Origin of the sequence: Synechococcus sp. Lug-A, assembly GCF_024345655.1 — a bacterium.
Lineage (GTDB): Bacteria > Cyanobacteriota > Cyanobacteriia > PCC-6307 > Cyanobiaceae > MW101C3.
Genome location: NZ_JAGQBN010000006.1, coordinates 41,679 through 64,469, shown reverse-complemented (window position 1 = coordinate 64,469; position 22,791 = coordinate 41,679). Strand labels below are relative to the sequence as shown.

At 67.6% G+C, this 22,791-nt stretch carries 25 protein-coding genes; 11 read left to right on the top strand and 14 right to left on the bottom strand.

Annotated features, from left to right (window positions below; genetic code table 11):
* Positions 1-14: 14 nt before the first annotated feature.
* Together KBY86_RS06045 and KBY86_RS06040 are read right to left on the bottom strand one after the other, a co-directional pair.
* On the bottom strand, positions 15-650 hold the full coding sequence (locus KBY86_RS06045) for a DUF4335 domain-containing protein (protein WP_094510362.1): 636 nt from the start codon (positions 648-650) through the stop codon (positions 15-17).
* Positions 647-1,192: a DUF3038 domain-containing protein gene (locus tag KBY86_RS06040; RefSeq protein WP_094510363.1), complete on the bottom strand. Its 546-nt coding sequence runs from the start codon at positions 1,190-1,192 to the stop codon at positions 647-649. The genes KBY86_RS06045 and KBY86_RS06040 overlap by 4 nt, the downstream gene beginning before the upstream one ends.
* Before the next feature lie 48 nt (positions 1,193-1,240).
* Between KBY86_RS06040 and KBY86_RS06035 the strand changes: the two genes are divergently transcribed.
* The gene (locus KBY86_RS06035) at positions 1,241-1,798 is read left to right on the top strand and encodes an adenine phosphoribosyltransferase (RefSeq protein WP_255099730.1); all 558 of its coding nucleotides are present in this window, start codon (positions 1,241-1,243) and stop codon (positions 1,796-1,798) included.
* A gap of 26 nt (positions 1,799-1,824) precedes the next feature.
* Here KBY86_RS06035 and KBY86_RS06030 read toward each other — a convergent pair whose 3' ends face one another.
* From KBY86_RS06030 to dapB, 5 genes are all read right to left on the bottom strand, one after another.
* Positions 1,825-2,037: a DUF2949 domain-containing protein gene (locus tag KBY86_RS06030; RefSeq protein ID WP_094510365.1), complete on the bottom strand. Its 213-nt coding sequence runs from the start codon at positions 2,035-2,037 to the stop codon at positions 1,825-1,827.
* A gap of 34 nt (positions 2,038-2,071) precedes the next feature.
* On the bottom strand, positions 2,072-3,295 hold the full coding sequence (locus KBY86_RS06025) for an FAD-dependent monooxygenase (protein ID WP_255140580.1): 1,224 nt from the start codon (positions 3,293-3,295) through the stop codon (positions 2,072-2,074).
* 82 nt (positions 3,296-3,377) lie between these two features.
* Positions 3,378-3,650 (bottom strand): high light inducible protein, encoded by a 273-nt coding sequence (locus KBY86_RS06020; protein ID WP_094510367.1) that lies wholly within the window; start codon positions 3,648-3,650, stop codon positions 3,378-3,380.
* 154 nt (positions 3,651-3,804) lie between these two features.
* A complete protein-coding gene (locus KBY86_RS06015) occupies positions 3,805-4,449 on the bottom strand; it encodes a hypothetical protein (RefSeq protein WP_094510368.1) in 645 nt (214 codons plus the stop codon).
* A 4-nt stretch (positions 4,450-4,453) separates the two neighbouring features.
* Positions 4,454-5,332: a 4-hydroxy-tetrahydrodipicolinate reductase gene (dapB, locus tag KBY86_RS06010; protein ID WP_369802969.1), complete on the bottom strand. Its 879-nt coding sequence runs from the start codon at positions 5,330-5,332 to the stop codon at positions 4,454-4,456.
* 147 nt (positions 5,333-5,479) lie between these two features.
* Here dapB and KBY86_RS06005 point away from each other — a divergent pair, with 147 nt between their 5' ends.
* Both KBY86_RS06005 and KBY86_RS06000 read left to right on the top strand, forming a co-directional pair.
* A complete protein-coding gene (locus KBY86_RS06005) occupies positions 5,480-9,502 on the top strand; it encodes a magnesium chelatase subunit H (protein WP_255140579.1) in 4,023 nt (1,340 codons plus the stop codon).
* Positions 9,503-9,527: 25 nt separating this feature from the next.
* Positions 9,528-9,737, top strand: a complete 210-nt coding sequence (locus tag KBY86_RS06000) for a hypothetical protein (RefSeq protein ID WP_255099728.1) — start codon at positions 9,528-9,530, stop codon at positions 9,735-9,737.
* On the opposite strand, the gene folP is transcribed toward KBY86_RS06000, so the two are convergent.
* Genes folP through KBY86_RS05985 form a run of 3 tightly spaced genes read right to left on the bottom strand, consistent with a single transcriptional unit; the run spans position 9,721 to position 11,428 of the window.
* The gene (gene folP / locus KBY86_RS05995) at positions 9,721-10,587 is read right to left on the bottom strand and encodes a dihydropteroate synthase (RefSeq protein ID WP_255140618.1); all 867 of its coding nucleotides are present in this window, start codon (positions 10,585-10,587) and stop codon (positions 9,721-9,723) included. The genes KBY86_RS06000 and folP overlap by 17 nt on opposite strands.
* A gap of 8 nt (positions 10,588-10,595) precedes the next feature.
* Positions 10,596-11,234 (bottom strand): methyltransferase domain-containing protein, encoded by a 639-nt coding sequence (locus KBY86_RS05990; RefSeq protein ID WP_255140578.1) that lies wholly within the window; start codon positions 11,232-11,234, stop codon positions 10,596-10,598.
* On the bottom strand, positions 11,231-11,428 hold the full coding sequence (locus tag KBY86_RS05985; RefSeq protein ID WP_144036871.1) for a hypothetical protein: 198 nt from the start codon (positions 11,426-11,428) through the stop codon (positions 11,231-11,233). Before KBY86_RS05985 ends, KBY86_RS05990 begins: the two co-directional genes overlap by 4 nt.
* Positions 11,429-12,006: 578 nt before the next feature.
* On the opposite strand from KBY86_RS05985, the gene KBY86_RS05980 reads away from it, so the two are divergent.
* Positions 12,007-12,282 carry a DUF3136 domain-containing protein gene (locus KBY86_RS05980; RefSeq protein WP_255140577.1) on the top strand — a complete coding sequence of 92 codons (276 nt, stop codon included), beginning with the start codon at positions 12,007-12,009 and terminating at the stop codon, positions 12,280-12,282.
* Positions 12,283-12,528: 246 nt separating this feature from the next.
* Here the strand turns inward: KBY86_RS05980 and tpiA are convergent, their stop codons facing one another.
* The gene (gene tpiA, locus KBY86_RS05975) at positions 12,529-13,269 is read right to left on the bottom strand and encodes a triose-phosphate isomerase (RefSeq protein WP_094510374.1); all 741 of its coding nucleotides are present in this window, start codon (positions 13,267-13,269) and stop codon (positions 12,529-12,531) included.
* Positions 13,270-13,298: 29 nt separating this feature from the next.
* Positions 13,299-13,484: an RNA-binding S4 domain-containing protein gene (locus KBY86_RS05970; protein ID WP_094510375.1), complete on the bottom strand. Its 186-nt coding sequence runs from the start codon at positions 13,482-13,484 to the stop codon at positions 13,299-13,301.
* 38 nt (positions 13,485-13,522) lie between these two features.
* Between KBY86_RS05970 and KBY86_RS05965 the strand changes: the two genes are divergently transcribed.
* From KBY86_RS05965 to KBY86_RS05955, 3 genes are all read left to right on the top strand, one after another.
* Complete coding sequence (locus tag KBY86_RS05965; RefSeq protein ID WP_255140576.1) at positions 13,523-15,262, top strand: ABC transporter ATP-binding protein; 1,740 nt, start codon at positions 13,523-13,525, stop codon at positions 15,260-15,262.
* 129 nt (positions 15,263-15,391) lie between these two features.
* The gene (locus KBY86_RS05960; RefSeq protein ID WP_094510377.1) at positions 15,392-15,691 is read left to right on the top strand and encodes a hypothetical protein; all 300 of its coding nucleotides are present in this window, start codon (positions 15,392-15,394) and stop codon (positions 15,689-15,691) included.
* A 26-nt stretch (positions 15,692-15,717) separates the two neighbouring features.
* Positions 15,718-15,948: a DUF6447 family protein gene (locus KBY86_RS05955; protein WP_094510378.1), complete on the top strand. Its 231-nt coding sequence runs from the start codon at positions 15,718-15,720 to the stop codon at positions 15,946-15,948.
* Positions 15,949-16,052: 104 nt separating this feature from the next.
* On the opposite strand, the gene KBY86_RS05950 is transcribed toward KBY86_RS05955, so the two are convergent.
* Both KBY86_RS05950 and carB read right to left on the bottom strand, forming a co-directional pair.
* Complete coding sequence (locus KBY86_RS05950) at positions 16,053-16,745, bottom strand: DUF3386 domain-containing protein (RefSeq protein WP_255140575.1); 693 nt, start codon at positions 16,743-16,745, stop codon at positions 16,053-16,055.
* A gap of 32 nt (positions 16,746-16,777) precedes the next feature.
* Complete coding sequence (gene carB / locus KBY86_RS05945; RefSeq protein ID WP_255140574.1) at positions 16,778-20,083, bottom strand: carbamoyl-phosphate synthase large subunit; 3,306 nt, start codon at positions 20,081-20,083, stop codon at positions 16,778-16,780.
* A gap of 112 nt (positions 20,084-20,195) precedes the next feature.
* Here carB and KBY86_RS05940 point away from each other — a divergent pair, with 112 nt between their 5' ends.
* From KBY86_RS05940 to KBY86_RS05925, 4 genes are read left to right on the top strand one after another with little or no spacing between them, the layout of a single operon-like run.
* Entirely contained in the window at positions 20,196-20,831 is a 636-nt protein-coding gene (locus KBY86_RS05940) for a DUF3318 domain-containing protein (protein WP_094510381.1), read from the top strand.
* On the top strand, positions 20,824-21,192 hold the full coding sequence (gene rsfS / locus KBY86_RS05935) for a ribosome silencing factor (RefSeq protein WP_094510382.1): 369 nt from the start codon (positions 20,824-20,826) through the stop codon (positions 21,190-21,192). The genes KBY86_RS05940 and rsfS overlap by 8 nt, the downstream gene beginning before the upstream one ends.
* 16 nt (positions 21,193-21,208) lie before the next feature.
* Positions 21,209-21,712, top strand: coding sequence for a CGLD27 family protein (locus KBY86_RS05930; protein ID WP_094510383.1), 504 nt, complete (start codon positions 21,209-21,211; stop codon positions 21,710-21,712).
* A gap of 41 nt (positions 21,713-21,753) precedes the next feature.
* Positions 21,754-22,737 carry an asparaginase gene (locus tag KBY86_RS05925; protein ID WP_094510384.1) on the top strand — a complete coding sequence of 328 codons (984 nt, stop codon included), beginning with the start codon at positions 21,754-21,756 and terminating at the stop codon, positions 22,735-22,737.
* The last annotated feature ends 54 nt before the right edge of the window (positions 22,738-22,791 follow it).

Genomic DNA, 22,791 nt, shown 5'->3' with positions numbered 1-22,791 from the left:
CGCTCGGTGCTGGTTCAGGGGGCGGTTTGGGCCGGTGGGGTCGTCGGTGCACTGGTGGCGGCCGGTCGGGTCTCTCCTCCCGGGGCGACAGGCTTGGGCAGCGGCACCAGCAGGCTGAGCGAGGAGGTGATCACCAGCGCTGCCAACCCTGCCGCCGGGGAGAGCAACCGTCGCCGCAGCGGTACCCGCTCGAGGATTTCGCGGCGCTGCAGCGGCAGCTCGGTGGGAATTGTGAAGCCGAGCTGCACACGTGGATCGAGCCGCAACTGGTCGAGGCAGCGCACGAGATCTGCCAGCTCGGCGTCGTCGAAGTCGAGTTCGAGGGGAGGCGTGTCCGGCTGGCTGCTGAACAGCCGCAGGCGGTGCCGGCTCTGTTCGCCAGAGCCGAGGGGCTCGATCTGCACCGGTGAACCTTCACCACCGAAGCGGCGCGGCACCCCGCTCACCAGGTGGCGGGCATAGGGCAACACCACGCTCAGCAGGGCCTCAAGGTGGTTGCGTTTTCCCTCCAGCGACGGCCGCCCGATCAGGTCGAGTTCCCAGCCCGTCAGGATGCCGATCGCATCGCCGTCCTGGGAGGCGGACAGATCCGGAAGGCCATCAAGGCGCAGGCGGCAGCTTGTCTGCTCGTAGCGATAACTCTGTTTCATGCCGCGGCATCCATAAGGCTGGCCTTGAGACGGTCAAATCCCCCCGCGCCGGCGCCGAGGGCCAGACTCTGCACGAGCTGAAGACGGCGACGGGCACCCTCCGCGGGGTCAAGGAGCTTCTGAACCCCCCCGCGGCGGGGGTTCAGCCGTTCCCGCACCAGCTCCTCGAGGCGCTGGCGGAACAATTCCCAGCGCTGGACGCTCACCACATCCGGCTCAGACGATGACAGCAGCTGGCGGAGCATGGGATAGATGCGCTCGGCGAGGGCGCACAGCACCGAGATCAGCGCGTCGGTTTCGGTTTCGCTCAGTTCGCCCCGGCGGCAGGCCAGGCGCAGTGGGTTGTAGCAACGCCGTTTCCACAGCTCCACCCGGTTGGGGAAGAGGTCGCCGAAGCCCAGCTGGCGGGCCATGAACACCATCGCTTCCCCCCCGTTGAGATCGAGGGCTTCCACGCTCAACAGCATCAGATCCAGCCGTTCCAGTCCGCGCCGGTTGAGCCGGCTGGGGGATCGGGATTCAGTCAGGGTTGCATCGGCCATGGCTGCGATGATGCCAGCGCCTGAGCCGATCCGTCATCCGCCCCCGCCATGGCCGCCCTATCTCCTTCGCTCGAAAGGGCACAGCCGCCCGATCTGCGCCAGCTGGTGCGAGACATTCCTGACTTCCCCAAGCCCGGCATCCTGTTCCGGGATCTCACCCCGTTGATGCGTGATCCGCTCGGCTGGCAGGAGGTGATGCGCCAGCTGAGTGAGGTGTGCGAGCGGTTGCAGCCCGAACTGATCGTGGGGATCGAATCCCGCGGCTTCATCGTGGGCACTGCCCTGGCCACCGTGGTGGAGCTGGGCTTCGTGCCGGTGCGCAAACCCGGCAAATTGCCCGGGCAGGTTCGTGGCGTGGATTATGCGCTGGAGTACGGCACCGATCGCCTGGAGATCCAGCACGATGCCCTCGCCGATGGCGCTCGTGTGCTGATCGTCGATGACCTGCTCGCCACCGGTGGCACCGCCGCCGCCTGCGCTCAGTTGGTGGAGGAGGCCGGTGGGGCGCTCTGCGGCTTCGGGTTCGTGGCCGAGCTGGCCGGCCTGGAGGGCCGCCGGCGGCTGCCCGGTGGACATCCGGTGGAGTCGCTGATCATTTACAGCTGAGGGACGGCGGCAGGTCTGAACCGTCCTTAATCCTGGCTGTCCTGCCAGCCGAGCACCTGATCGAGCTGCTCCAGGCTGATCAACCCGAACCGCCAGAGAATCACCGGCAGCGGCGCCTGCTCCAGCTGGGCCTGCTTGACACCCAGGGCCAGGGCGTTTTCGCTCAGACCCAGCTCCCGGCGCAGGTAACGCACCAGCGCGGACGATGGCACCGGTTGGGGGGAGGTGCTCTTCACCATGGCCCGGAAGGGAAGCACCGGCTGGAGTTCGCCATCACTCTGACCAGCGCGCCAGTAGCTGGCAAGGACCGAGGGTCATGGTCCGGAGACTGAGGCGCCGCAGCAGCGGCAGCCGGCCCAGCAGACCCAGGCCGAGCTGGCGCACGCTGCGCTGTGGCCACTGCCGGTTCGAGAACAGCCGCACCAGGGCGTCGGTGGCCAGCAGGGTGAGCAGCACATCGGGCCAACGGCGACGGCCGTAGGCCGCCGGCAGCCGGCTGAGGCGCAGCCTGCCCCGGGCGGTGCGGGCCGCCAGTTTGTGCAGCACGGCCACATCTCGCCAGCAGAGGTTGAGGCCCTGCCCCCCCACCGGGTGGCAGCGGTGCATGGTCTCGCCCACCAGCACGGTGTTGCCCCGGTGAAAGCCCCCGCTCAGCTCCAGGGCGGCGGGGAATGCCCGCGGCGCGTCCAGGAGAGCGTCGGCCTGCAGGCCATCGGGCAGGGCGCCGGCCAGCCGGTCGAGAAAGGCCACGGGGTCGAGGCTCTCCAGCCGCCGCATGCGCTGGGCCGGGCCGCTCCACACCAGCTGAAAGCGATCGCCGCCCAGGGGCAGCACGGCGAAGGGGCCCTCGGCGCGGAACAGCTCCCAGGCCTGATCGCTGGCGGAGCCGCGCAGGCGCACCTGCACGCTCAGACACGACTGGCTGTAAGGAAGGCGCCAGTGGGCCAGACCCAGGCCCTGACGGGTGGAGGAGGCGGCGCCCTCGGCCGCCACCAGCAGATCCACCGGTGTCTGGCTGCCGGGGCTGCCGAGCGCCAGCTGCACGCGCCCATCACCCTCCAGCCGCCTCAGCAGCAGCTCCATCAGGGGCGTGTGGCGCACCACCCAGCCCACGGCGTCGCCGCTGGAGACTGAACCTGTGGACGCCGGGGCGGTGGAGGGTGACGCTGCCCGGCGGCCGAGATCGCGGGCGGTGAAGGGCACCTGTAGGCCCAGCTCGAGGTCGTGGAGTTCAAGGGCTCGGAACGGCGCCAGCGCCGGAGCGAGCTCCTCCCACAGCTGCAGGCGCTCCAGCAGTCGGCGGCTGGAATGGGTGAGCGCGTAGGCGCGGTTGCGGGCCAGCAGCTGGCTGGCGGTGAGCGGATCCTCCAGCTCCACCAGCCAGCCGGCCTCGGCCAAGGCCAGGGCGGCCAGGGCGCCGGTGGGACCGGCGCCGCGGACCCGGGCCTGCAGCTCGCTGGTCAGATGGTCGGAATGCCGGTCCAGGGAATCGCCCATGAAAAAAGCCGCAGCAGAATTCTGCTGCGGCTGGTTGAGGGGGCGTGGCCGGTGATCCCCACCGGCCCGTGCAGGCGGGCGATCAGCCGATGCCGAGCAGGCCGCGGGTGAAGGCCTCACCGCCGAGGGCGAACTCAGTGGCGAGCAGGGCGATGAAGCCGAGCATGGCCATACGGCCGTTGAGCTTCTCGGCGCGCTCATGGAAGCCCCAGCCGCTCTCGGCGCTCACCACTTCCATGCGGGGCTCGGTGGCGAAGGCATTGAGGCGGCCGCCGTCTTCGGTGGTGACGGTGGCGCCGCGAATGGTGGCGCGCTCAGTGGCGGAGACGGGGGCGGTGGTGGTGGCCTGGGCCATGGGGCTCCTCGGTGGTGATGGGATCAATGTAACAGAATATTGCGCAACGTAAACGGATGTCGCGAATGCTCAGGCGCATGCCCTCCCCAGTCCAAGCACCCCGGTGGAGGCGACCCGGTGTCTGCGCGGCCACGGCGCTGGCTGGCGGCGGGCTTCAGCGCAGGCGCCGCAGGCAGAGCTCCTCGAAGGCTGGGCGCAGCAGATAGGGGTACTCGCCGACCCAGAGCTTCAGCTGCGGCAACCAGGCGTCGGTGAGGGCGCCGATGCGCACGAAATCGGGCCGCTCGCTCAGGGCCAGGCAACGGATCACCATGCCCCGGCGGATCACCTTGTGCTTCTTTTCCATCGGGAAGCGGATCTGGCCCAGGTAACCGTCGTCGTCTTCCAGCTCCAGGCACAGCCAGGTGCGACGGTTCTCCACCAGCTCCAGCCGTCCGCGGGCATCGGCCTGCTCCTTCCGTTCCTCCACCAGCTCGCGGGTGAACAGATCGGCCACCACCCCTTCGAAGATCGCCCCTGCCGGGTAGCGGCGCAGCACGCTGTTCTTGCGCCCCGCCTCCAGGATCGGGCCCCAGAGCACATAGAGCAGGAACACGAAGCCCGCCACCAGCCACACCGGCCCGAAGCGGTAGGAGAACTGGCTCTGGGCGATCAGCAGCGAGATCACCCCACCGATCACGGCGATCAGCACCCGCTGCAGGATCTTGCGGGGGTTGCCGCTGCAGGCGTTGAACTGCGGACCGCTGGCCACCGCCGGGATCAGTTTCTGGAGCTCAGCGGGCTTGACGGGAACCAGCATGGCCTCAGAGCAGACGTTCGAGGCCGTAGACGAGCCCCTGCAGCTGCCGCACCCGGCGCACAGTGAGCAGCACGCCGGGCATGTAGGCGGAGCGGTCGATCGTGTCGTGGCGAAGGGTATAGGTTTCGCCCGCCGCGCCGAACATCACCTCCTGGTGGGCCACCAGACCGGGCAGGCGCACCGAATGGAGCCGCAGGCCGCTCTCGCGCCGGCCGCCGCGGCAGCCCGCCAGGGTTTCGGTCTCCTCCACCTGGGCGGCATTGAAGGATTTCCCCAGCTCCTCGATCAGCTCGGCGGTCTTGATGCAGGTGCCGCTGGGGGCATCGGCCTTGCGGTTGTGGTGCAGTTCGGTGAGTTCGGCGAAGTCGTAGAAGCGGGCGGCGGCCGCGGCGGCCTGCTGCAGCAGCACCATGCCCACCGAGAAGTTGGGGATCACGGCACCGCCGACGCCCGCCTTGGCGGCAAAACTGGCCAGATCCTCCAGCTGCGTGGGGGAGAGGCCCGTGGTGCCGATCACCGGGTGCACCCCGTAGGCGATGGCGGCGCGGGTGTGCTCGTACACCACCTTCGGATGGGTGAAGTCCACCAGCACGGCGCCGGCGCTCTGGTGGCGGGCCGCCTGGCTGGCCTGGCAGAGGCAACCTTCCAGATCGGCCGTGACCGCCAGCTCCAGCGGCCCCAGGCCCAGCCGCTCGCCCACGTCGTCGCCCTCGGCCCCGGGGGTGGTGTCGATGGCTCCCACCAAGGCGCAATCGGGGGCGGCCAGCACGGCCCTGATCACCTCCGCGCCCATGCGGCCGAGGGCGCCGGCCACCACCACGGGGATCGGCTCCGCCGAAGTGGCGGGCGGCATCGCAGGCGCCGGTGGTGGGGTGGCGGTCATGGGCGCAGACAGGCTCTTCGCTGGGGCGAGCCTATGGCCGTCGCGGGGCAGGCCGGCTGGGTACGGGCCTGTTACGCCTTGGCCGGAAACCCCACCTGCCGCCGCCGCTTTCCGTAGGCTCCTTCACATTGCTCAATCTGCACGCCCATGTTCACGCAGGTCCGCTCCGCCAGCCGTCGGGTCAGCCCGGCCGGATGCGCCGCTCCTGCTGGCTCGGACGGCCGCCCGGTGATGAAGGCGGTGTACGTGGTGCTCGAGCCCCAGTACCAGAACGCCCTCACCACGGCCGCCACCAGCCTCAACGAGCACAACCCGGCCCTGGCGGTGGAGCTGTGCGGCTACCTGATCGAGGAGCTGCGTGATCCGGAGAACTACGCCGCCTTCTGCGCCGATGTGGCGGCAGCCGACGTGTTCATCGCCTCGCTGATCTTCATCGAGGACCTGGCCCAGAAGGTGGTGGAGGCCGTGGCCCCCCACCGCGACCGGCTCAAAGCCGTGGTGGTGTTCCCCTCGATGCCCGAGGTGATGCGCCTCAACAAGCTGGGCACCTTCTCGATGGCGCAGCTGGGCCAGAGCAAGAGCGCCATCGCCAGCTTCATGAAGAAGCGGAAGGAGGCCAATGGGGCCGGCTTCCAGGACGCGATGTTGAAGCTGCTCAACACCCTGCCGACGGTGCTCAAGTACCTGCCGGTGGAGAAGGCGCAGGATGCCCGCTCCTTCATGCTGAGTTTTCAGTACTGGCTGGGCGGCACGCCGGACAACCTGCGCAACTTCCTGTTGATGCTGGCCGACAAGTACGCCTTTCCCCGCGGTGAGAGCGACCGGCCGCTGCTCGAGGTGGCCGAACCGGTGGTGTTCCCCGACCTCGGCATCTGGCACCCGATGGCGCCGGGGATGTTCGAAGACCTCAAGGAATACCTCAACTGGCAGGCCAGCCGGCTGGATCTGAGCGACAAGGCCCGCAGTGGCCCGGTGATCGGCCTGGTGCTGCAGCGCAGCCATATCGTCACCGGCGACGACGCCCACTACGTGGCGGTGATTCAGGAGCTCGAATACCGCGGCGCCACCGTGATCCCGGTGTTCTGCGGTGGTCTCGACTTCTCCAAACCGGTGAAGGCCTTCTTCTACGACCCGCTCAATCCCGAGCAGCCGATCGTGGATGGGGTGGTGAGCCTCACCGGCTTCGCCCTGATCGGCGGCCCCGCCCGCCAGGACCATCCCCGCGCCATTGAGGCGCTCTCCAAGCTCAACCGGCCCTACATGGTGGCCCTGCCCCTGGTGTTCCAGACCACCCAGGAGTGGGAAGAAAGTGACCTGGGCCTGCACCCGGTCCAGGTGGCCCTGCAGATCGCCATCCCTGAACTGGATGGCGCGATCGAGCCGATCGTGCTCAGCGGCCGCGACGACGCCACTGGCAAGGCCCACACCCTGCAGGACCGGGTGGAGGCGATCGCCGAACGGGTGATCCGCTGGGCTTCGCTGCGCACCAAGCCGCGCATCGACAAGAAGCTGGCGATCACGGTGTTCAGCTTCCCGCCCGACAAGGGAAATGTGGGCACCGCCGCCTACCTCGACGTGTTCGGCTCGATTCACCGCGTGCTGGAGGAGATGAAGCGCAAGGGCTACGACGTGCAGAACCTGCCGCGGGATGCCAAGGCGCTGATGGAAGCGGTGATCAACGACCCCGAAGCGCTGCAGGGTGCTCCGGAGCTGGCGATCGCCCACCGCATGAGCGTGGAGGAGTACGAGCGCCTCACTCCCTATTCCGAGCGGCTCGAGGAGAACTGGGGCAAGCCGCCCGGCAACCTCAACTCCGATGGCACCAACCTGCTGATCTACGGCCGCCACTTCGGCAACGTGTTCGTGGGGGTGCAGCCCACCTTCGGCTACGAGGGCGATCCGATGCGGCTGCTCTATTCCCGCAGCGCCAGCCCCCATCACGGTTTTGCCGCCTACTACACCTACCTGGAGAAGGTGTGGGGCGCCGATGCGGTGCTGCACTTCGGCACCCACGGCTCGCTGGAGTTCATGCCCGGCAAGCAGATGGGCATGAGCGAAACCTGCTACCCCGATTCGTTGATCGGTGCCCTGCCCAACCTCTACTACTACGCGGCCAACAACCCTTCGGAGGCCACGATCGCCAAGCGGCGCGGCTACGCCGCCACGATCAGCTACCTCACCCCTCCAGCTGAAAACGCCGGCCTCTACAAGGGGCTCAAGGAGCTGGGCGAGCTGGTGGGTTCCTACCAGCAGCTGCGTGAGAGCTCCAGGGGTGTGCAGATCGTCAACGCGATCGTGGAAACGGCGCGTCAGTGCAACCTCGACAAGGACGTGACCCTGCCGGAGGGGGAAGCCAGCGCGCTCGATCTCGATGGCCGTGACGCCGTGGTGGGGGCGGTGTACCGCCAGTTGATGGAGATCGAGAGCCGGCTGCTGCCCTGTGGCCTGCACACGATCGGCAAGCCCCCCACCGCCGAGGAGGCGATCGCCACCCTGGTGAACATCGCCGCCCTTGAGCGGGAAGAGGAGGGCTACCGCAGCCTGCCGGCCCTGCTGGCCGAAAGCCTCGGCCGCACGATCAGCGATGTCTACAAAGGCAATGACGCCGGTGTGCTGGCGGATGTGGAGCTCAACCAGACGATCACCGAGGCGTGCCGCAAGGCGGTGGCCTCGATGGTGCGTTCCGTCACCGGCAGCGATGGCCGCGTCAACCTGCGCGGCAACTTCGGCTGGTTCTTCGATCTGCTGGAGCGTTTCGGAGTGCGGCTGCCCAGCCCCTGGCTGAGCGCCTGCCGGGCGGCGGGTTTTCCCGGGGTGGATGCCGCCGAGCTCGACAACCTGTTCGGCTATCTGCGCTTCTGCCTCGAGCAGATCTGCGCCGACATGGAAATGGAGAGCCTGCTGCGGGCTCTTGATGGCGAATATGTGATCCCAGGCCCCGGCGGTGATCCGATCCGCAATCCCGGCGTGCTGCCCAGTGGCAAGAACATCCACGCCCTTGATCCCCAGGCGATTCCCACCCGCGCCGCGATCGCGGCAGCCAAGGTGGTGGTCGACCGGCTGATCGAACGCCAGCGAGCCGAACAGGGAACCTGGCCGGAGACGATCGCCTGCGTGCTCTGGGGCACCGACAACATCAAGACCTACGGCGAATCGCTGGCGCAGATCCTCTGGTTCATCGGTGTGCGCCCCGTGCCCGATTCCCTCGGCCGCGTGAACAAGCTGGAGCTGATCTCGCTGGAGGAGCTGGGGCGCCCCCGCATCGATGTGGTGGTGAACTGCTCCGGGGTGTTTCGCGATCTCTTCATCAATCAGATGGGGCTGATCGATCAGGGCGTGAAGATGGCCGCCGAGGCCGATGAGCCCATGGAGATGAACTTTGTGCGCAAGCACAGCCAGGAGCAGGCTGCGGCCCAGGGCATCAGCCTGCGCGAGGCGGCCACCCGGGTGTTTTCCAATGCCAGCGGCAGCTACAGCTCCAACGTGAACCTGGCGGTGGAGAACAGCACCTGGGAGGAGGAGGGCGAGCTGCAGGAGATGTACCTCTCGCGCAAAACCTTCGCCTTCAATGCCGACAACCCCGGAGAGATGAACCAGAACCGGGAGGTGTTCGAGTCGGCGATGAAAACCGCCGACGTAACCTTCCAGAACCTGGATTCGGCGGAGATCTCGCTCACCGACGTGAGCCACTACTTCGACTCCGACCCCACCAAGCTGATCGCCGGCCTGCGCGACGACGGCAAGGCCCCCACCAGCTACATCGCCGATACCACCACCGCCAACGCCCAGGTGCGCTCCCTGAGCGAAACCATCCGCCTCGATTCACGCACCAAGCTGCTCAACCCCAAGTGGTATGAGGGCATGCTCAACTCCGGCTACGAGGGTGTGCGTGAGGTGGCCAAGCGGCTCAACTTCACCCTGGGCTGGAGTGCCACCAGCGGCGCTGTCGACAACTTCGTGTACGAGGAGGCCAATGACACCTTCATCAACGATGAGGAGATGCGCAAGCGGCTGATGGAGCTCAACCCCCACAGCTTCCGCCGCATCGTGGGCACGCTGCTGGAAGTCAACGGCCGCGGCTACTGGGAGACCAGCGATGAAAACATCGCCCAACTGCAGGAGATCTACCAGGAAATCGAAGATCGCATTGAAGGGGTCACCACCGCTTAAGGTCAACCCATCGCGGTCCTCTTTTATGTCTCCAGCCCTCAAAGGTGTGGCGTACGTGAGCGTCTGGGTGCTGCTCTGGGGCACGGCGTCTTCCCTGGCCGATTTCGTGCTGCTGGAGCGCGGCGCGTATGACGCCGGCACGGTTGCTCAGGCGATCACGTTCACCTCGTACGGGATCGCGGCGGTGGTGTTGGCTGTGCGCCTCTCCGGCCGCTTCCTCACCCCTCAAGACTGAGTCCCTGCGACCTCATGACGGCGTCCACCATGCGGGCCGTCTGGGCGATCGGGCCCACATCATGCACACGCAGCACATCGGCTCCCTGGCTGATGGCCAAGGCGCTCACCGCCGCTGTTCCCCACAGGCGTGCCCGCGGCCGTGGCTCCTCCAGGACAGCGCCGATGAAGCGTTTGCGTGAAGGGCCCACCAGCAGGGGGAAGCCTGCGGCACGCAACTGGCTCAACTCACGCACCAGGGTGAGGTTGTGTTCGGTGGTCTTGGCGAAGCCCAGGCCCGGATCCCAGATCACCTGCGCGGTGTTCACTCCGGCGGCCACGGCCCGCTCCGTGGCCCGCAGCAGCTCTTCGCCCACCTCTGCCGTCACAGCCTTGTAGGTGGCGAGCTGGTCCATGGTGCGGCTGTCGCCGCGGCTGTGCATCAGCACGTAGGGGCAGCCGGCCGCCGCCACCACCTGTAACAGCTCCGGCTCGCGCCGCCCACCGCTGACGTCGTTGATCCAGTGGGCACCGGCGGCCAGGGCCGCCTCGGCCACCGCAGCGCGAAAGGTGTCGACCGACAGCAACGGCCCTCTGCCGTCCGGAAAGGCGGCACGGATCAGCGCGAGCACCGGCAGCACCCGGGCCATTTCTTCGCTGGCGCTGATCTCGGCGGCGCCGGGGCGTGTGCTCTGACCGCCCAGGTCGAGCAGATCGGCGCCCGCCGCCACCATGCGCTGGGCCTGGCGCAGCGCCGCCTCCGGCGTGGGATAGCGCCCTCCGTCGCTGAAGGAATCGGGGGTGAGGTTGAGCACCCCCATCACATAGGTGCGCGTTCCCCAGGCCAGGGCCGGAGCCGAGGACGTTGCCATTGCCGTGTTCACCGCCGCCACAAGCCCAGCCACTCATGATCGCGTGGTTGCCCGTTGCGGCCACTGGCGGAGCCCACAGCCGCTTCCCAGCAGGCCTTGGTGAAGCCTGCCTGCTCAACCTGCCGAGCCAGGGCGCCGGCCTCGGCGCCGTAGGGCGGCCCGCCCGGGCGCGGGTGACACCAGAACAGACCCAGCAGCCAGCCGCCGGGAGCCAGCAACTCCCGCACCGTGGTGAGGTAGGCGCTCCGCTGTGAAGGATCAATGGCGCAGAAGCAGGTGTGCTCCAGCACCCCTTCAAGGCTGCCGGCCGTGAGCCCTGCAGCGGCAAGCGCCGGAGGATCGAACAGGTCGGCCTGCAGCCATTGCAGCGCGGGGCTGCTGCCGTGCAGCCGCTCGGCCTCTGCCAGCGCCGCTGCGCTGAAATCGAGGCCAACCGCGGCAAAGCCGGAGGCAGCGAGCAGGGCCGCCTCGTGGCCGCGCCCACAGCCCGGCACCAGCACCCTCCCCGGAGCTTCTGGAGCCAGCGCGTGGTGCTGAAGAAACGCCTGCAGCGGTGGCGCCGGCTGACCCAGCTCCCAGGCATCGGTTCCCTCCCGGTAGCGATGGTCCCAGGCAAGGGCACCCTGCGGCGGCTCAGGCGGGCTCATGGTTCCGGCTCCGCCAGCAAGACCTCGATCCGATCGGCGAGCTGCAGGCAGCGATCCATCTCCTCCCACAGCAACTCCCGACGCACGGCATCCACCGCGTAGGAGCGATGGTGCAGGTCGCGGGCCTGGTAGCGGAGAGCCTCACGGATGCGCCGCCATTCATCCGGATGCAAGGGGAAGGAAAGAGTGCTCATCGCGTTGTCATTCATGCCACTGGTTGTAGGAAAGGCCGCTGTTTCCATGTGAATTCTGTGTAGCGAGCCTGCGCGGTTGCTGCCGGAGTCGTGAGCTCCATGTCTGTGGGTTGTGGGTTCCACCGTTGTGGGTCGTGGGTTTGCATGAGTATTTCTGCTGGCCTGCTTCATATGTCGTGATGTAGAGCATGAAGCTTGATGTCGGGCCTCCCTGGCGACCGCAGTGGTGCGTGGGTCGCCGTAGGGTCGTGCAGGGAGCAGAACGTTCGCTTCAGCCATTGCATTGATGTTGGCGTTTCTTTCCCTCCATGTCCGCCACAAACATGCCCCGGGCCCATGGCAGGGTTGAATGAACACAGTGGCCTGCGGAGCACAATGCCGCTGAGGACAATGCCCCTACGGCCCTTGTGGTATGGCCTCCGCAAGGAGTGTTCCCCGCCTGAGTTTTTCATGAGGGATGGCCACGTGGTTGAGAGCGGTTAGTGGAGAGGCCATCCAGCCACAACGCTACGGATGGCAGGCGGTAAGTCTTTTTTCTCATCCACGCCAGTTGGCGTGAATCCCCAGGAGTTCACCACATGACCGAAGCGCGCGCGGCCAATCTCACCGTTGGCGAACTCGAAGCGAATTATCATCTCTATTGCAAGGCCCTCCGCATCCTAGTAAGAGAGGGAAAATCCCTCGTCAAGATCCAACGAACCGTCTGCTGGGATCGCCTCGAAACCATCTTTCACTGCTACCCCTCCCGCTATAAGTCGCCCGATTACCTCTACGTGCTGCTGAAACGTGAATACGGCGACCTGCCAAACAACGGCTCGTTGGGCAACAGCGGCTCCCCCGCTCCCAGCACCTGATTCTGATGTCCAGCTGATCAGCGCCAGATTGCGCGTTGCCGCTCCCGGAATTCAAGCCTGCAGGATGGCGAGCGGATTCCCATAACCAGCCGTGGCTTGCTGAGCCATGGCTTGAACATCCGAGGCCTGGGCCGCGATGGCTTGCACTCCCATGGCTGTTCCGCCGGCAACTGTCGCCGCAACTCGATCTGGCCGAGTGCGGCGCATCCATCCGGATCGGCCCGATCCGATGCTCCAGGCCAGGGCTCAGATGGTGACCGGCACGCGGTACTGGGCGATGCGGGCAAAGCTGATCGGGTCGAGCGAAGCGCCCCCCACCAGCACACCGTCAATGTCGCTCTGAGCCATCAGTTGGTCGATGTTGTCGGCTTTCACCGAGCCGCCGTACTGAATCACCACATCCGGATAACCAACCCAGCTGCGGATCAGGCCACAAATACGGTTGGCCTCAGCGGCGTCGCAGGTCTTGCCGGTGCCGATTGCCCAGATCGGCTCATAGGCCACGACCATTCGGCTGGGATCAAGATCCTCCAGGCTCTGCTCCACCTGGCGGCGGATCACCCGCTCGGTCTCGCGAGCGCTGCGCTGGCTGTCGGTTTCACCCACACACACGATCGGGATCAGGTCGGCCGCCTGGGCGCTGAGGGCGCGGCGATTGATCTGCTCATCGCTCTCGGAGTGGTACTTGCGGGGCTCGCTGTGGCCCACGATCGCGTACGACACCCCGTGCTCCTTGAGCATGTCTGCCGAGATGGAGCCTGTGTAGGCGCCACCGTTGTCCCAATGGACGTTCTGGCTGGAGAGCTTGATGTCGCTCCCTGCCAGGGCTTCGCTCAGCGCGGCGATGGCGGTGAAGGGCGGCGCCAGCACCACCACCCGATCCTCAGGAAGATCGGCCATCAATGGCACGAAGCTTCCGGCGTAGGCCCGCGCCTCTGCGCAGGTCATGTGCATTTTCCAGTTGCCTGCAATCACCGCCTTGCGCACCGCCTTCTCTCGCTGAGGTGCCCAACAACCTAGGCCGAGGGGGGTACCTCCAACGCAATGCCCTGCCACTCCACCCGGTCGCCCGCCACCAGCTGGCGGCCGCGGCGCAGCTCGATAGCGCCGTTCACGCGCACCTCACCGTTCTGCACCCGCAGCTTGGCCTCGCCACCTGTGGCCATCACGCCCTGCCATTTGAGGAACTGGTCAAGCCGCACCCAGGGAGGCGCCGAAAGGGCGCTGATAAGGTTCGCCGATGCTCGCACCCCCACCGGCCGGTTTTCGCGGGCTGCTGCCGCTGCTCGGGCCCCATCGCCGCAATCTGATCGCCGGCGGGGTCTGCATGGTGATCTTCGTGGCCTGCTGGCCCCTGCTCGCCTGGCTGGCCGGTCAGCTGATCCCCTCTATCGGCGCCGGTGATTTCCCGGCGGTGCTGCGGGCGATCGGCCTGGCCCTGGTGGTGTTTCTGGTGCAGAAGCTGGCCCAGTTCGGCCAGGACACCCTGCTGGCCTCCCCGGCCCTGCAGGTAGGCCAGGCGCTGCGCAGCCAGCTGTTCGCGCGCCTGCAGCGCCTGGAATTCGCCTCCCTGGAGAAGCTCTCCGCCGGCGATCTCACCTACCGCCTCACCGAAGACGCCGATCGGGTGGCGGAGGTGATCTACAAGACGATTCAGGACACCACCCCCAGCCTGCTGCAGCTGATCGTGGTGTTCGGCTACATGGTCTTCCTCGATTGGAAGTTGTCGCTCGCCACCCTGTTGCTGGCGCCGCTGGTGGCCGTGCTCGTGAGCGCCTTCGGAGCCAAGGTGATGGGGGCGGCCGAACGCAGTCAGAAGCAGGTGAGCGAACTGGCCGGCCTGCTGGGAGAAGCGATCGGAGGCCTGCCGCTGGTGCGCGCCTTCGCCGCCGAGACCTGGTTGCAGCAGCGCTTTGAGCAGGAGATCGACCTGCACCGCCGCGCCCGCTACCGCACCATGCGACTGCTGGCGCTCCAGCATCCGGTGGTGGGCTTCATCGAAGCGGCTGGGATCCTTTCGGTGCTGCTGATCGGCGCTTCGCGGATTCAGGCGGGCGGCCTCACCAGCCAGGGTTTCAGCAGCTATGTGGCAGCCCTGCTGATGCTGATCGATCCGATCTCCCACCTCACGACCAACTACAACGAACTCCAGCAGGGCCAGGCCTCGCTCAAGCGGCTGCGGGCGATCGAGCAGGAGCCGATTGAACCTCCCGACGATGCAGGCGCCCTGCCCCTGGGCCCCGTGCGTGGGGAGGTGCGTCTGGAGGGCGTCTGGTTCGGCTACGACCCCGAGCGCCCTGTGCTCCAGGGCCTTGAGCTTTGTGCTGAGCCCGGGCAGCTGGTGGCGCTGGTGGGACCGTCCGGCGCGGGCAAGAGCACGCTCTTTTCATTACTGCTGCGCTTCAACACCGCCCAGCGGGGCAGGGTGCTGCTGGACGGCCAGGATCTGGCCCGGCTGCGCTCCGGCGACCTGCGCCGCGCCGTGGCCCTGGTGCCCCAGCAGAGCAGTGTGTTCTCCGGCACGGTGGCCGAGGCGATCCGCTTCGGACGTGTCGCCTCCGATGCACAGGTGCATCAGGCTGCCGCACTGGCCAACGCGGCCGGTTTCATCGAAGCTCTGCCGGGCGGCTACGACGCCCGTATCGAGGAGCGGGGCAGCAATTTCTCCGGTGGTCAGCTGCAGCGCCTGGCCATCGCCCGGGCGGTGCTTGGCGATCCGGCGGTGTTGCTTCTCGATGAAGCCACCAGTGCCCTGGATGCGGAGGCCGAGGAGGCGGTGCAGCAGGGCCTGCGCCAGGCGATGGCCGGCCGCACCGTGCTGGTGATCGCCCACCGCCTGGCAACAGTGCAGGAGGCCGATCAGATCCTGGTGCTCGAGTCCGGCAGCATCGTCGAGTCGGGCAGCCATGATCAGTTGATGGCCCGGGGCGGGCGTTACCGCGAGCTGTGCCAGCGTCAGCTGATTCGCGTGGCGGACTGAGCAGGTCCCGGATCGCCGGGCTCAAGCCCGGCCTGCCGCTTGGCTGGCCTCCCTTCCCGCTTTCTGCTGGTCTGGCTCCCACCCGGCTCTTCTCCCCACGCCGCTCGCTCCCCCTTCGCACCGCCGGCCATGACCGATCTGCCTCTGTGGGAATACCGGGTCATCCACATCAACCTGGAGAGTGGCACCCCTCCCGAACCCCCCAGCGCGGAAGCCGCCAGTGAGCGGCTGCGAGGTGCCTTGAGCCCCGAATTCATCGCCAGCGAGTTTCCGGAGTTCTACGGCGCCCCGCCGCCGCCGCGCCATCCGGCTGGGCAGCTGCAGTTCTTCCTCAATTTGCTGGGCGCGGAAGGGTGGGAGATGGTGGAAGCCTCGCAGGTGGGGCCCCTGCTGATGTTCTTCTTCAAACGGCGGCGCCAGCCGGCCTAAAATGAGCGATCCCCTTTGTGCTGGCTTTGACAGACGCCGCTTCCAACCCACCCGTGCTCACCTTCGAGGGCAAGCGCTACGACCTGAACACGCTGCCCGACGACCTCAAGGAACTGGTGCGCGGCATGCAGGTGGCCGACAACCAGCTCCGCCTGCACGAAGACACCCTGAAGGTGCTGGCGGTGGGGCGCCAGTCGATGGCCCATCAGCTCAACGAGCGCCTCAAAACCGTCCCGCCCCTGCCGGAGCCCTTTTGAGCGCAGTGGGCTCCAGTACCTGGAGTCCCTAATCCCGAGCGTCGCCCCCCGGCCCGTGGCTGCAGACGGGCCGGGGTTTGCGGCTGCGATCAGAACGGCTGGTATCAGACCGGCTGCAGGTCTTCAAAGCGGAAGCGTTGCTCGCCCGCCTCATCCTCTGCTGCTGAGGCGCCGCTCCCTGCGTCGCTGGCGATCACGCGCTCGCTCAGCACCCAGGGGCCGGTGCCGGCCAGGGGCACGAAGGTGTCGGTGAAGTGGCTGGTGCCACCACGGGCGACGCCGGTGGCAGGGTCGCTGTAGGCGCTGCTGTAGCGGCGGCTCAGGTAGCCGGCGCCCGTGTCGGTGGTTTCCAGCGTGAAGATCGTCACCACCGTGCCGTGGATGTGGCGGTGCACCATCGTCACCACGTTGTCCTTGATGCGGTAGCGGTCGCCGCTGCCCTTGCCACCCACGATCACCTCCAGGCCCACCGCATCGGTGTCGCCGGCGGTGAAGGTGTTGGCGCTGTGGGTTTGCTCGAAGGTGCGGCGCACCCGGTGGATGCACACCTCCCAGAGCTGGGAGGCCACGGCCTTGTTGATTTCGGCGTCGTCGATCCCCTCCACGCTGGCCTTGAGGTCAGCGCCCACCACGAAGCGGCCTTCCACCCGACGGTCGCCCTGCTCCCACACGCAGCGGCCCTGGTAACCGGCGAAGCCGGGTTCCCAGGTGTAGCGGTTCTCGTAGGCGGCGCGGAACAGGTCGGTGATGTCGGTGCCGGGAGCCACGACGGAGCTGGGGGGAGCGGTGGTGGTCAATGGTTTCGGGCAGGGGCCCTTCACCGTAGCGATCAGCGGCCGGCCGGGGTGTGGATGTCCTGCAGGGCGGCCACGGTGAGCTCCTGGCTCTGCAGGGTGGTGATCGCCTCCACCGCCGCGCGCGCTCCCGCCAGGGTGGTGACCGTGGGCACCGCGTAGTCGAGGGCGGCGCGGCGCAGGTACTTGTCGTCGTGGGCGGCCTGCCGGCCGATCGGGGTGTTGATGATCAGCTGGATGCGGTCCGAGCGGATGGCGTCCTCCACGTTCGGGCGGCCTTCATGCACCTTGAGGATGGCCTCCACCTCGAGGCCGTGGGCGCGCAGCAGCGAGGCTGTGCCGGTGGTGGCGATCAGCCGGAAGCCCAGCGCGGCCAGGTTGCGGGCCACCGGCACCAGCGCCGCCTTGTCGCGGTCGTGGGTGGAGAGGAACACCATGCCTGCGGTGGGCAATGCTTCGCCGGCGGCCAGTTCCGCCTTGGCGTAGGCCATGCCGAAATCGGCGCCGCTGCCCATGACCTCTCCCGTGGAGCGCATCTCCGGTCCCAGCAGGGTGTCCGCACCGGGGAAGCGCTTGAAGGGCAGCACCGCCTCCTTGACGTTCTGCAGCGGCGGCTGAGGTTCGGCGGTGAGGCCCAGCTCCGCCAGCGTGCGCCCCGCCATCAGGCGGCTGGCGATCTTGGCCAGGGGCACGCCGGTGGCCTTGGCCACGAACGGCACCGTGCGGGAGGCACGCGGGTTGGCTTCGATGATGAACACCTGCTCCCGCTGCACGGCGAACTGCAGGTTGATCAGGCCGCACACATCAAGAGCCAGGGCCAGCGCTTCGGTCCACTGGCGGATCGTGGCCAGCGCGGCGGGCGAGAGCGACACCGCCGGCAGGCAGCAGGCCGAATCACCGGAGTGGATGCCGGCCGGCTCGATGTGCTCCATCAGCCCGCCGATCACCACCCGGCCCTCGCGATCGGCCAGGGCATCAACATCCACCTCGATCGCGTCTTCCAGGTACTGGTCGATCAGCACTGGATGGTCGGGCTCCACCTGCACCGCCTCCACCATGTAGCGGTTGAGTTCTTCTTCGTCGAACACCACCTCCATCGCCCGGCCGCCGAGCACGTAGCTGGGCCGCACCACCACGGGATAGCCCACCCGGGCGGCGACGGCACGGGCCTCCGTCTCGCTGCGGGCCAGGCCGTTGCGCGGCTGGCGGATGTCGAGCCGCCGCAGGATCGCCTCGAACTGCTCGCGGTCTTCGGCGCTGTCGATCGATTCCGGTGACGTGCCCCAGAGGCGGGTGCCGGTGGCCATGCCCTCCGGCGTGGACAGCCAGCGCAGCAGTGGCAGCGCCAGCTTCAGGGGCGTCTGGCCGCCGAACTGCACGATCACCCCGGCGGGCTTCTCGGCCTCGATCACGTTCAGCACGTCTTCGAGCGTGAGCGGCTCGAAGTAGAGGCGGTCGGAGGTGTCGTAGTCGGTGGAGACCGTTTCCGGGTTGCTGTTGACCATCACCGTGGCCAGGCCTTCGTCCTGCAGAGCGAAGGAGGCGTGGCAGCAGCAGTAGTCGAACTCGATGCCCTGCCCGATGCGGTTCGGCCCACCGCCCAGGATCATCACCTTGCGGCGACTTTCGGGTTGCACCTCGTCCTGCGGCGGCAGTGGCGCCAGGCTGCCGTCCGCGTTCAACTGCTCCAGCGGCCGCTCGTAGGTGGCGTAGTGGTACGGCGTGGTGGAGGCGAATTCCGCCGCGCAGGTGTCCACGGTCTTGAACACGGCATTGATCCCCAGGGCCTGGCGATGGCGGCGCACGCTGAGTTCGTCGCTGCCGGTGGCCCAGGCGATCTGGCGATCGGAGAAGCCCAGCTGTTTGAGCGCCAGCAATGTGTCGCTGGTCAGGTCGTTGAGCGCACGCCCCTGCAGCAGGGCCTGCTCGGCGTTGAAGATGCCGCGCAGCTTGGCCAGGAACCAGGGGTCGATCGCACTGAGCGCGTGGATGTCGGTGTCGCTGCGGCCGGCCACCATGGCGGCACGCACCGCAAAGATCCGCTCAGGCGCGGGGGTACGCAGCTGGCGTTCCAGGTCGCTGGGCTCCACCTCGGCATCGGGTCGGTCGCCGCCCCAGCCGGCGTGGCCGGTTTCCAGCGAGCGCAGGGCCTTCTGGAACGATTCCTCGAAGCAGCGGCCGATCGCCATGGCCTCGCCCACCGATTTCATCGAGGTGGTGAGCACCGCCGGGCTGCCGCGGAACTTCTCGAAGGCGAAGCGGGGAATCTTGGTGACCACGTAGTCGATCGTGGGCTCGAAGCAGGCCGGCGTCGCTCCGGTGATGTCGTTGAGGATTTCGTCGAGGGTGTAGCCCACCGCCAGCCGGGCGGCGATCTTGGCGATCGGAAAGCCGGTGGCCTTGGAGGCGAGGGCCGAGCTGCGGCTCACGCGCGGGTTCATCTCGATCACCACCACGTCGCCATTGGCGGGGTTGATCGCGAACTGGATGTTGCTGCCGCCGGTTTCCACGCCGATCTCGCGGATGATCGCGATCGACTGGTCGCGCAGGCGCTGGTACTCGCGGTCGGTGAGGGTTTGGGCAGGGGCCACGGTGATCGAGTCGCCCGTGTGCACCCCCATCGGATCGAGGTTCTCGATGCTGCAGATGATCACCACGTTGTCGGCCAGGTCGCGCATGACCTCCAGCTCGAACTCCTTCCAGCCAATCAGCGACTGCTCGATCAGGATCTGGGAGACGGGACTGGCCTCCAGACCGCTCTTGCAGAAGGCCCGGAACTCCTCGGGGTTGTAGGCGATGCCGCCGCCGGAGCCGCCGAGGGTGAAGGCGGGCCGGATGATGCGCGGATACCCGCCCACCTCCTCTCCCACCCTTTCGGCCTCGGCGAGCGAACTGGCGATGCCGGATGGACACACCGCCACGCCGATCCGTTCCATCGCCTGTTTGAACAGGAGGCGGTCTTCCGCTTTCTTGATCGAGGCCAGGTTGGCGCCGATCAGCTCGACGCCGTAGCGCTCGAGCGTGCCGTCTTCCGCCAGGGCCACCGCCAGGTTGAGGGCGGTCTGACCGCCCATGGTGGGCAGCAGGGCATCCGGGCGCTCGATGGCGATCACCCGCGCCACCACTTCAGGGGTGAGCGGCTCGATATAGGTGCGATCCGCCATTTCCGGATCGGTCATGATCGAGGCCGGATTCGAATTGATCAGCACCACCTCGAAACCCTCGGCCCGTAGGGCCTTGCAGGCCTGGGTGCCTGAGTAATCGAATTCGCAGGCCTGGCCGATCACGATCGGTCCGGAGCCCAGCAGCAGGATGCGGCGCAGATCCGTGCGGCGGGGCATGGGCGGTGTTCGAAGCCAAACGGCCTCAGCCTCTCACGCCCACTGCCCGCCGGCTGGCCTCCGGGGCGTGTGTCCTCGCTAACGTGGCGGTTTCCTATCCATTGCCGGTTCGATGAGCGAACTCCAGCGCCTCAAGGGGCTGCTTCCTCCGGAGATGCAGAGCTGGGTGTTCGTGGAAGCCGCCGCCTCCGCCGACCCGCCCCTGGTCACGATCGAGGAGATCGGCCGTGATGAGGTGGAGATCCAGGTGGATCTCGAAGCCTGGGATCAGCTGGCCCTCGACCACCGCAACCTGCTCTTCTGGCATGAGGTGGGCCGCATCCAAAACGATGCGGTGCCCCGCGACGGCTGGGAGATGGCGGCCTTGGCCATCGGCCTTGGCGGCGCCATCGGCGAGCTGTGGGTGCAGGACGGCCTGCTGCTGATGATGGCGCTGGGGTTGTCGGGCTTCGCCGGCTACCGGCTCTACCTCAAGAACAACTCAGAGAAACGTTTGCAGGATGCGATCGCCGCCGATGAGCGGGCCATTGCCCTGGCCACCCGCTTCGGCTACACCCTGCCCAATGCCTACAAGAGTTTGGGTGGCGCCTTGAAGGAACTGGTCGAGCAGACCCGCAAGAAGAAGAAACGCGCCTTCTACGAAGACCGCCTGGAGGCCCTGCGCAAGAGTGCGGCCACCGCTCGTGCCGAGATGGCCCAGCAACAAGGCAGCCGCCAGTCCGTCACCAGCGAGAACGTCTATGGATAGTGATCGCCTCACCAGGCTTGCCGCCGAGGCCTGCGACGACCGCAAGGCCGTGGACATCCGTCTGATCCGGGTCGATGAGGTGTCCTCCCTGGCCGATTGGTTCGTGATCTGCTCGGGCCTCTCCGATGTGCAGGTGCGGGCCATCGCCCGTTCGGTCGAAGACCGCCTGCTCACTGATGCGGGCCGGCTGCCGCTGCGCAAGGAGGGCCAGAACGAAGGGCGCTGGGTGCTGCTCGATTACGGCGAGCTGATCGTGCATGTGCTCACCCCCAGCGAACGGCGCTACTACGACCTGGAAGCCTTCTGGGGACACGGCGAGCAGGTGCCTTTCCTAGGCTCAGAGGAGTCTGTTTCCCTCTGACCGTCCGGCGTCTTCCATGGCTCAGGTCTCCCCCCTCTCGACCTGTCCGGTGCCCGTCGAACAGCAGCCCCTGGAGGAATACCGCCAGCTGCTCGCCTCCTGGTTCTTCGCCTGGCCGGTGCAGAGCTCACGGCAGTTGCTCAAGCCCCTGGCGATCAGCTGGCTGCTTGCACTGCCGCTGTGTCTGCTGATCGCCTACGGCAGCTGGCCCCTGCGCCACGCGCCGTTGCGGTTGGTGCTGGCGGCGGCGGTGGCGGCAGTGCTGCCCTCGCTGCTGCTGCTGATCCGCCAGTGGCTGGGCTGGAGCTATGTGAGCCGGCGCCTCACCTCCGAGCGGGTGGAATACGAGGAATCCGGCTGGTACGACGGCCAGGTGTGGGAGAAGCCCCTCTCCTGGCGCCAGCAGGACCTGCTGGTGGCCCGCCATGAAGTGCGTCCGGTGCTGGAGCGTCTCCGCCAGGGCCTGCTCCTGGCCGCTGCACTGCTGCTGGGTGGAGCCGGGCTCTGCCAGGCTCTTTGAATCCTGGCCCCGGTCGTTTCCGGGGCGCCGAACCCTCTGCGATGTCCCTGTCCTCCAGTTTCGGCTCCTCCCAGCGGCCCGGCGTGCCCCCCCTGGAGGTGCGGCTGCTGCGCGCCGGTATCACCGAGTCGGTGCACCGCGTTCACGCCGTTGTCTGCGACAAGCGCGGGCGGGTGTTGATGCGCGCCGGTGATCCCCAGCAGCTCAGCTTCATGCGCTCGGCGCTGAAGCCCTTCCAGGCCCAGGCCTATGTGAGCAGCGGTGCCGCCGACCTGGCCGGTGCCGACAGCCGCAGCCTGGCGATCGCCTGTGCATCCCATGCCGGCACGCCGGCCCATGCCCGCGAAGCGTTCAAGATCCTCTGGAGCGCCGATCTGGAAGCCGAACGGCTGCAGTGCCCGCCGCCGCAGCCCGACGCCAGCCCGCTGCAGCACAACTGTTCGGGCAAGCACGCCGCGTTTCTTGCCACCTGCCGCCGCATGAACTGGGCACTGGACACCTACCTCCAGCCCGACCACCCGCTGCAGCAGCAGGTGTTCAAGGGGGTGGGGGAACTGCTGGGCCTGCCCGGAGCGGAGCTGCTCACGGCGCGCGACGACTGCGGCGCTCCCACCGTGCAGATCCAGCTGGCCCAGATGGCGCTGCTGTTCGCCCACCTGGGCGGTTCGGAGCAGCCCGATCTTGAGCGGCTGAGTCGGGCCATGCTGGCCCACCCTGAGCTTGTGGCTGGCGAGGGACGCTTCGACACTGAGCTGATGCGGCGGGGTCATGGCCTGGTGCTGAGCAAGGGGGGCGCCGAAGGGATCCAGTGCCTGGCCCGCATGGGCGAGGGGCTGGGAGTGGCGATCAAGGTGGAGGACGGCGCCAGCCGTGCCAAGCACGCGGTGACGCTGCACCTGCTGCGGCAGCTCGACTGGCTCACGGCGCTCACCCTCGAAGAGCTCGAGGATCAGTTCCTCGCGCCAGGCCTTGGCCTGCGGCTGGAGGTGAGCGGCGAGCTGCGCTTTGACGCCATGGCGCGCTGAAGCCGGCGCCCAGGGCCCCGCCCATTGCCGGAAGGCACCCCCGGCTTGTAGTGT

Coding starts and splice junctions, on each gene's coding strand:
- KBY86_RS06045 (WP_094510362.1), bottom strand. CDS start 650: ATGAAACAGAGTTATCGCTACGAGCAGACAAGCTGCCGCCTGCGCCTT.
- KBY86_RS06040 (WP_094510363.1), bottom strand. CDS start 1,192: ATGGCCGATGCAACCCTGACTGAATCCCGATCCCCCAGCCGGCTCAAC.
- KBY86_RS06035 (WP_255099730.1), top strand. CDS start 1,241: ATGGCCGCCCTATCTCCTTCGCTCGAAAGGGCACAGCCGCCCGATCTG.
- KBY86_RS06030 (WP_094510365.1), bottom strand. CDS start 2,037: ATGGTGAAGAGCACCTCCCCCCAACCGGTGCCATCGTCCGCGCTGGTG.
- KBY86_RS06025 (WP_255140580.1), bottom strand. CDS start 3,295: ATGGGCGATTCCCTGGACCGGCATTCCGACCATCTGACCAGCGAGCTG.
- KBY86_RS06020 (WP_094510367.1), bottom strand. CDS start 3,650: ATGGCCCAGGCCACCACCACCGCCCCCGTCTCCGCCACTGAGCGCGCC.
- KBY86_RS06015 (WP_094510368.1), bottom strand. CDS start 4,449: ATGCTGGTTCCCGTCAAGCCCGCTGAGCTCCAGAAACTGATCCCGGCG.
- dapB (WP_369802969.1), bottom strand. CDS start 5,332: ATGACCGCCACCCCACCACCGGCGCCTGCGATGCCGCCCGCCACTTCG.
- KBY86_RS06005 (WP_255140579.1), top strand. CDS start 5,480: ATGTTCACGCAGGTCCGCTCCGCCAGCCGTCGGGTCAGCCCGGCCGGA.
- KBY86_RS06000 (WP_255099728.1), top strand. CDS start 9,528: ATGTCTCCAGCCCTCAAAGGTGTGGCGTACGTGAGCGTCTGGGTGCTG.
- folP (WP_255140618.1), bottom strand. CDS start 10,587: ATGGCAACGTCCTCGGCTCCGGCCCTGGCCTGGGGAACGCGCACCTAT.
- KBY86_RS05990 (WP_255140578.1), bottom strand. CDS start 11,234: ATGAGCCCGCCTGAGCCGCCGCAGGGTGCCCTTGCCTGGGACCATCGC.
- KBY86_RS05985 (WP_144036871.1), bottom strand. CDS start 11,428: ATGAGCACTCTTTCCTTCCCCTTGCATCCGGATGAATGGCGGCGCATC.
- KBY86_RS05980 (WP_255140577.1), top strand. CDS start 12,007: ATGACCGAAGCGCGCGCGGCCAATCTCACCGTTGGCGAACTCGAAGCG.
- KBY86_RS05965 (WP_255140576.1), top strand. CDS start 13,523: ATGCTCGCACCCCCACCGGCCGGTTTTCGCGGGCTGCTGCCGCTGCTC.
- KBY86_RS05960 (WP_094510377.1), top strand. CDS start 15,392: ATGACCGATCTGCCTCTGTGGGAATACCGGGTCATCCACATCAACCTG.
- carB (WP_255140574.1), bottom strand. CDS start 20,083: ATGCCCCGCCGCACGGATCTGCGCCGCATCCTGCTGCTGGGCTCCGGA.
- KBY86_RS05940 (WP_094510381.1), top strand. CDS start 20,196: ATGAGCGAACTCCAGCGCCTCAAGGGGCTGCTTCCTCCGGAGATGCAG.
- rsfS (WP_094510382.1), top strand. CDS start 20,824: ATGGATAGTGATCGCCTCACCAGGCTTGCCGCCGAGGCCTGCGACGAC.
- KBY86_RS05930 (WP_094510383.1), top strand. CDS start 21,209: ATGGCTCAGGTCTCCCCCCTCTCGACCTGTCCGGTGCCCGTCGAACAG.
- KBY86_RS05925 (WP_094510384.1), top strand. CDS start 21,754: ATGTCCCTGTCCTCCAGTTTCGGCTCCTCCCAGCGGCCCGGCGTGCCC.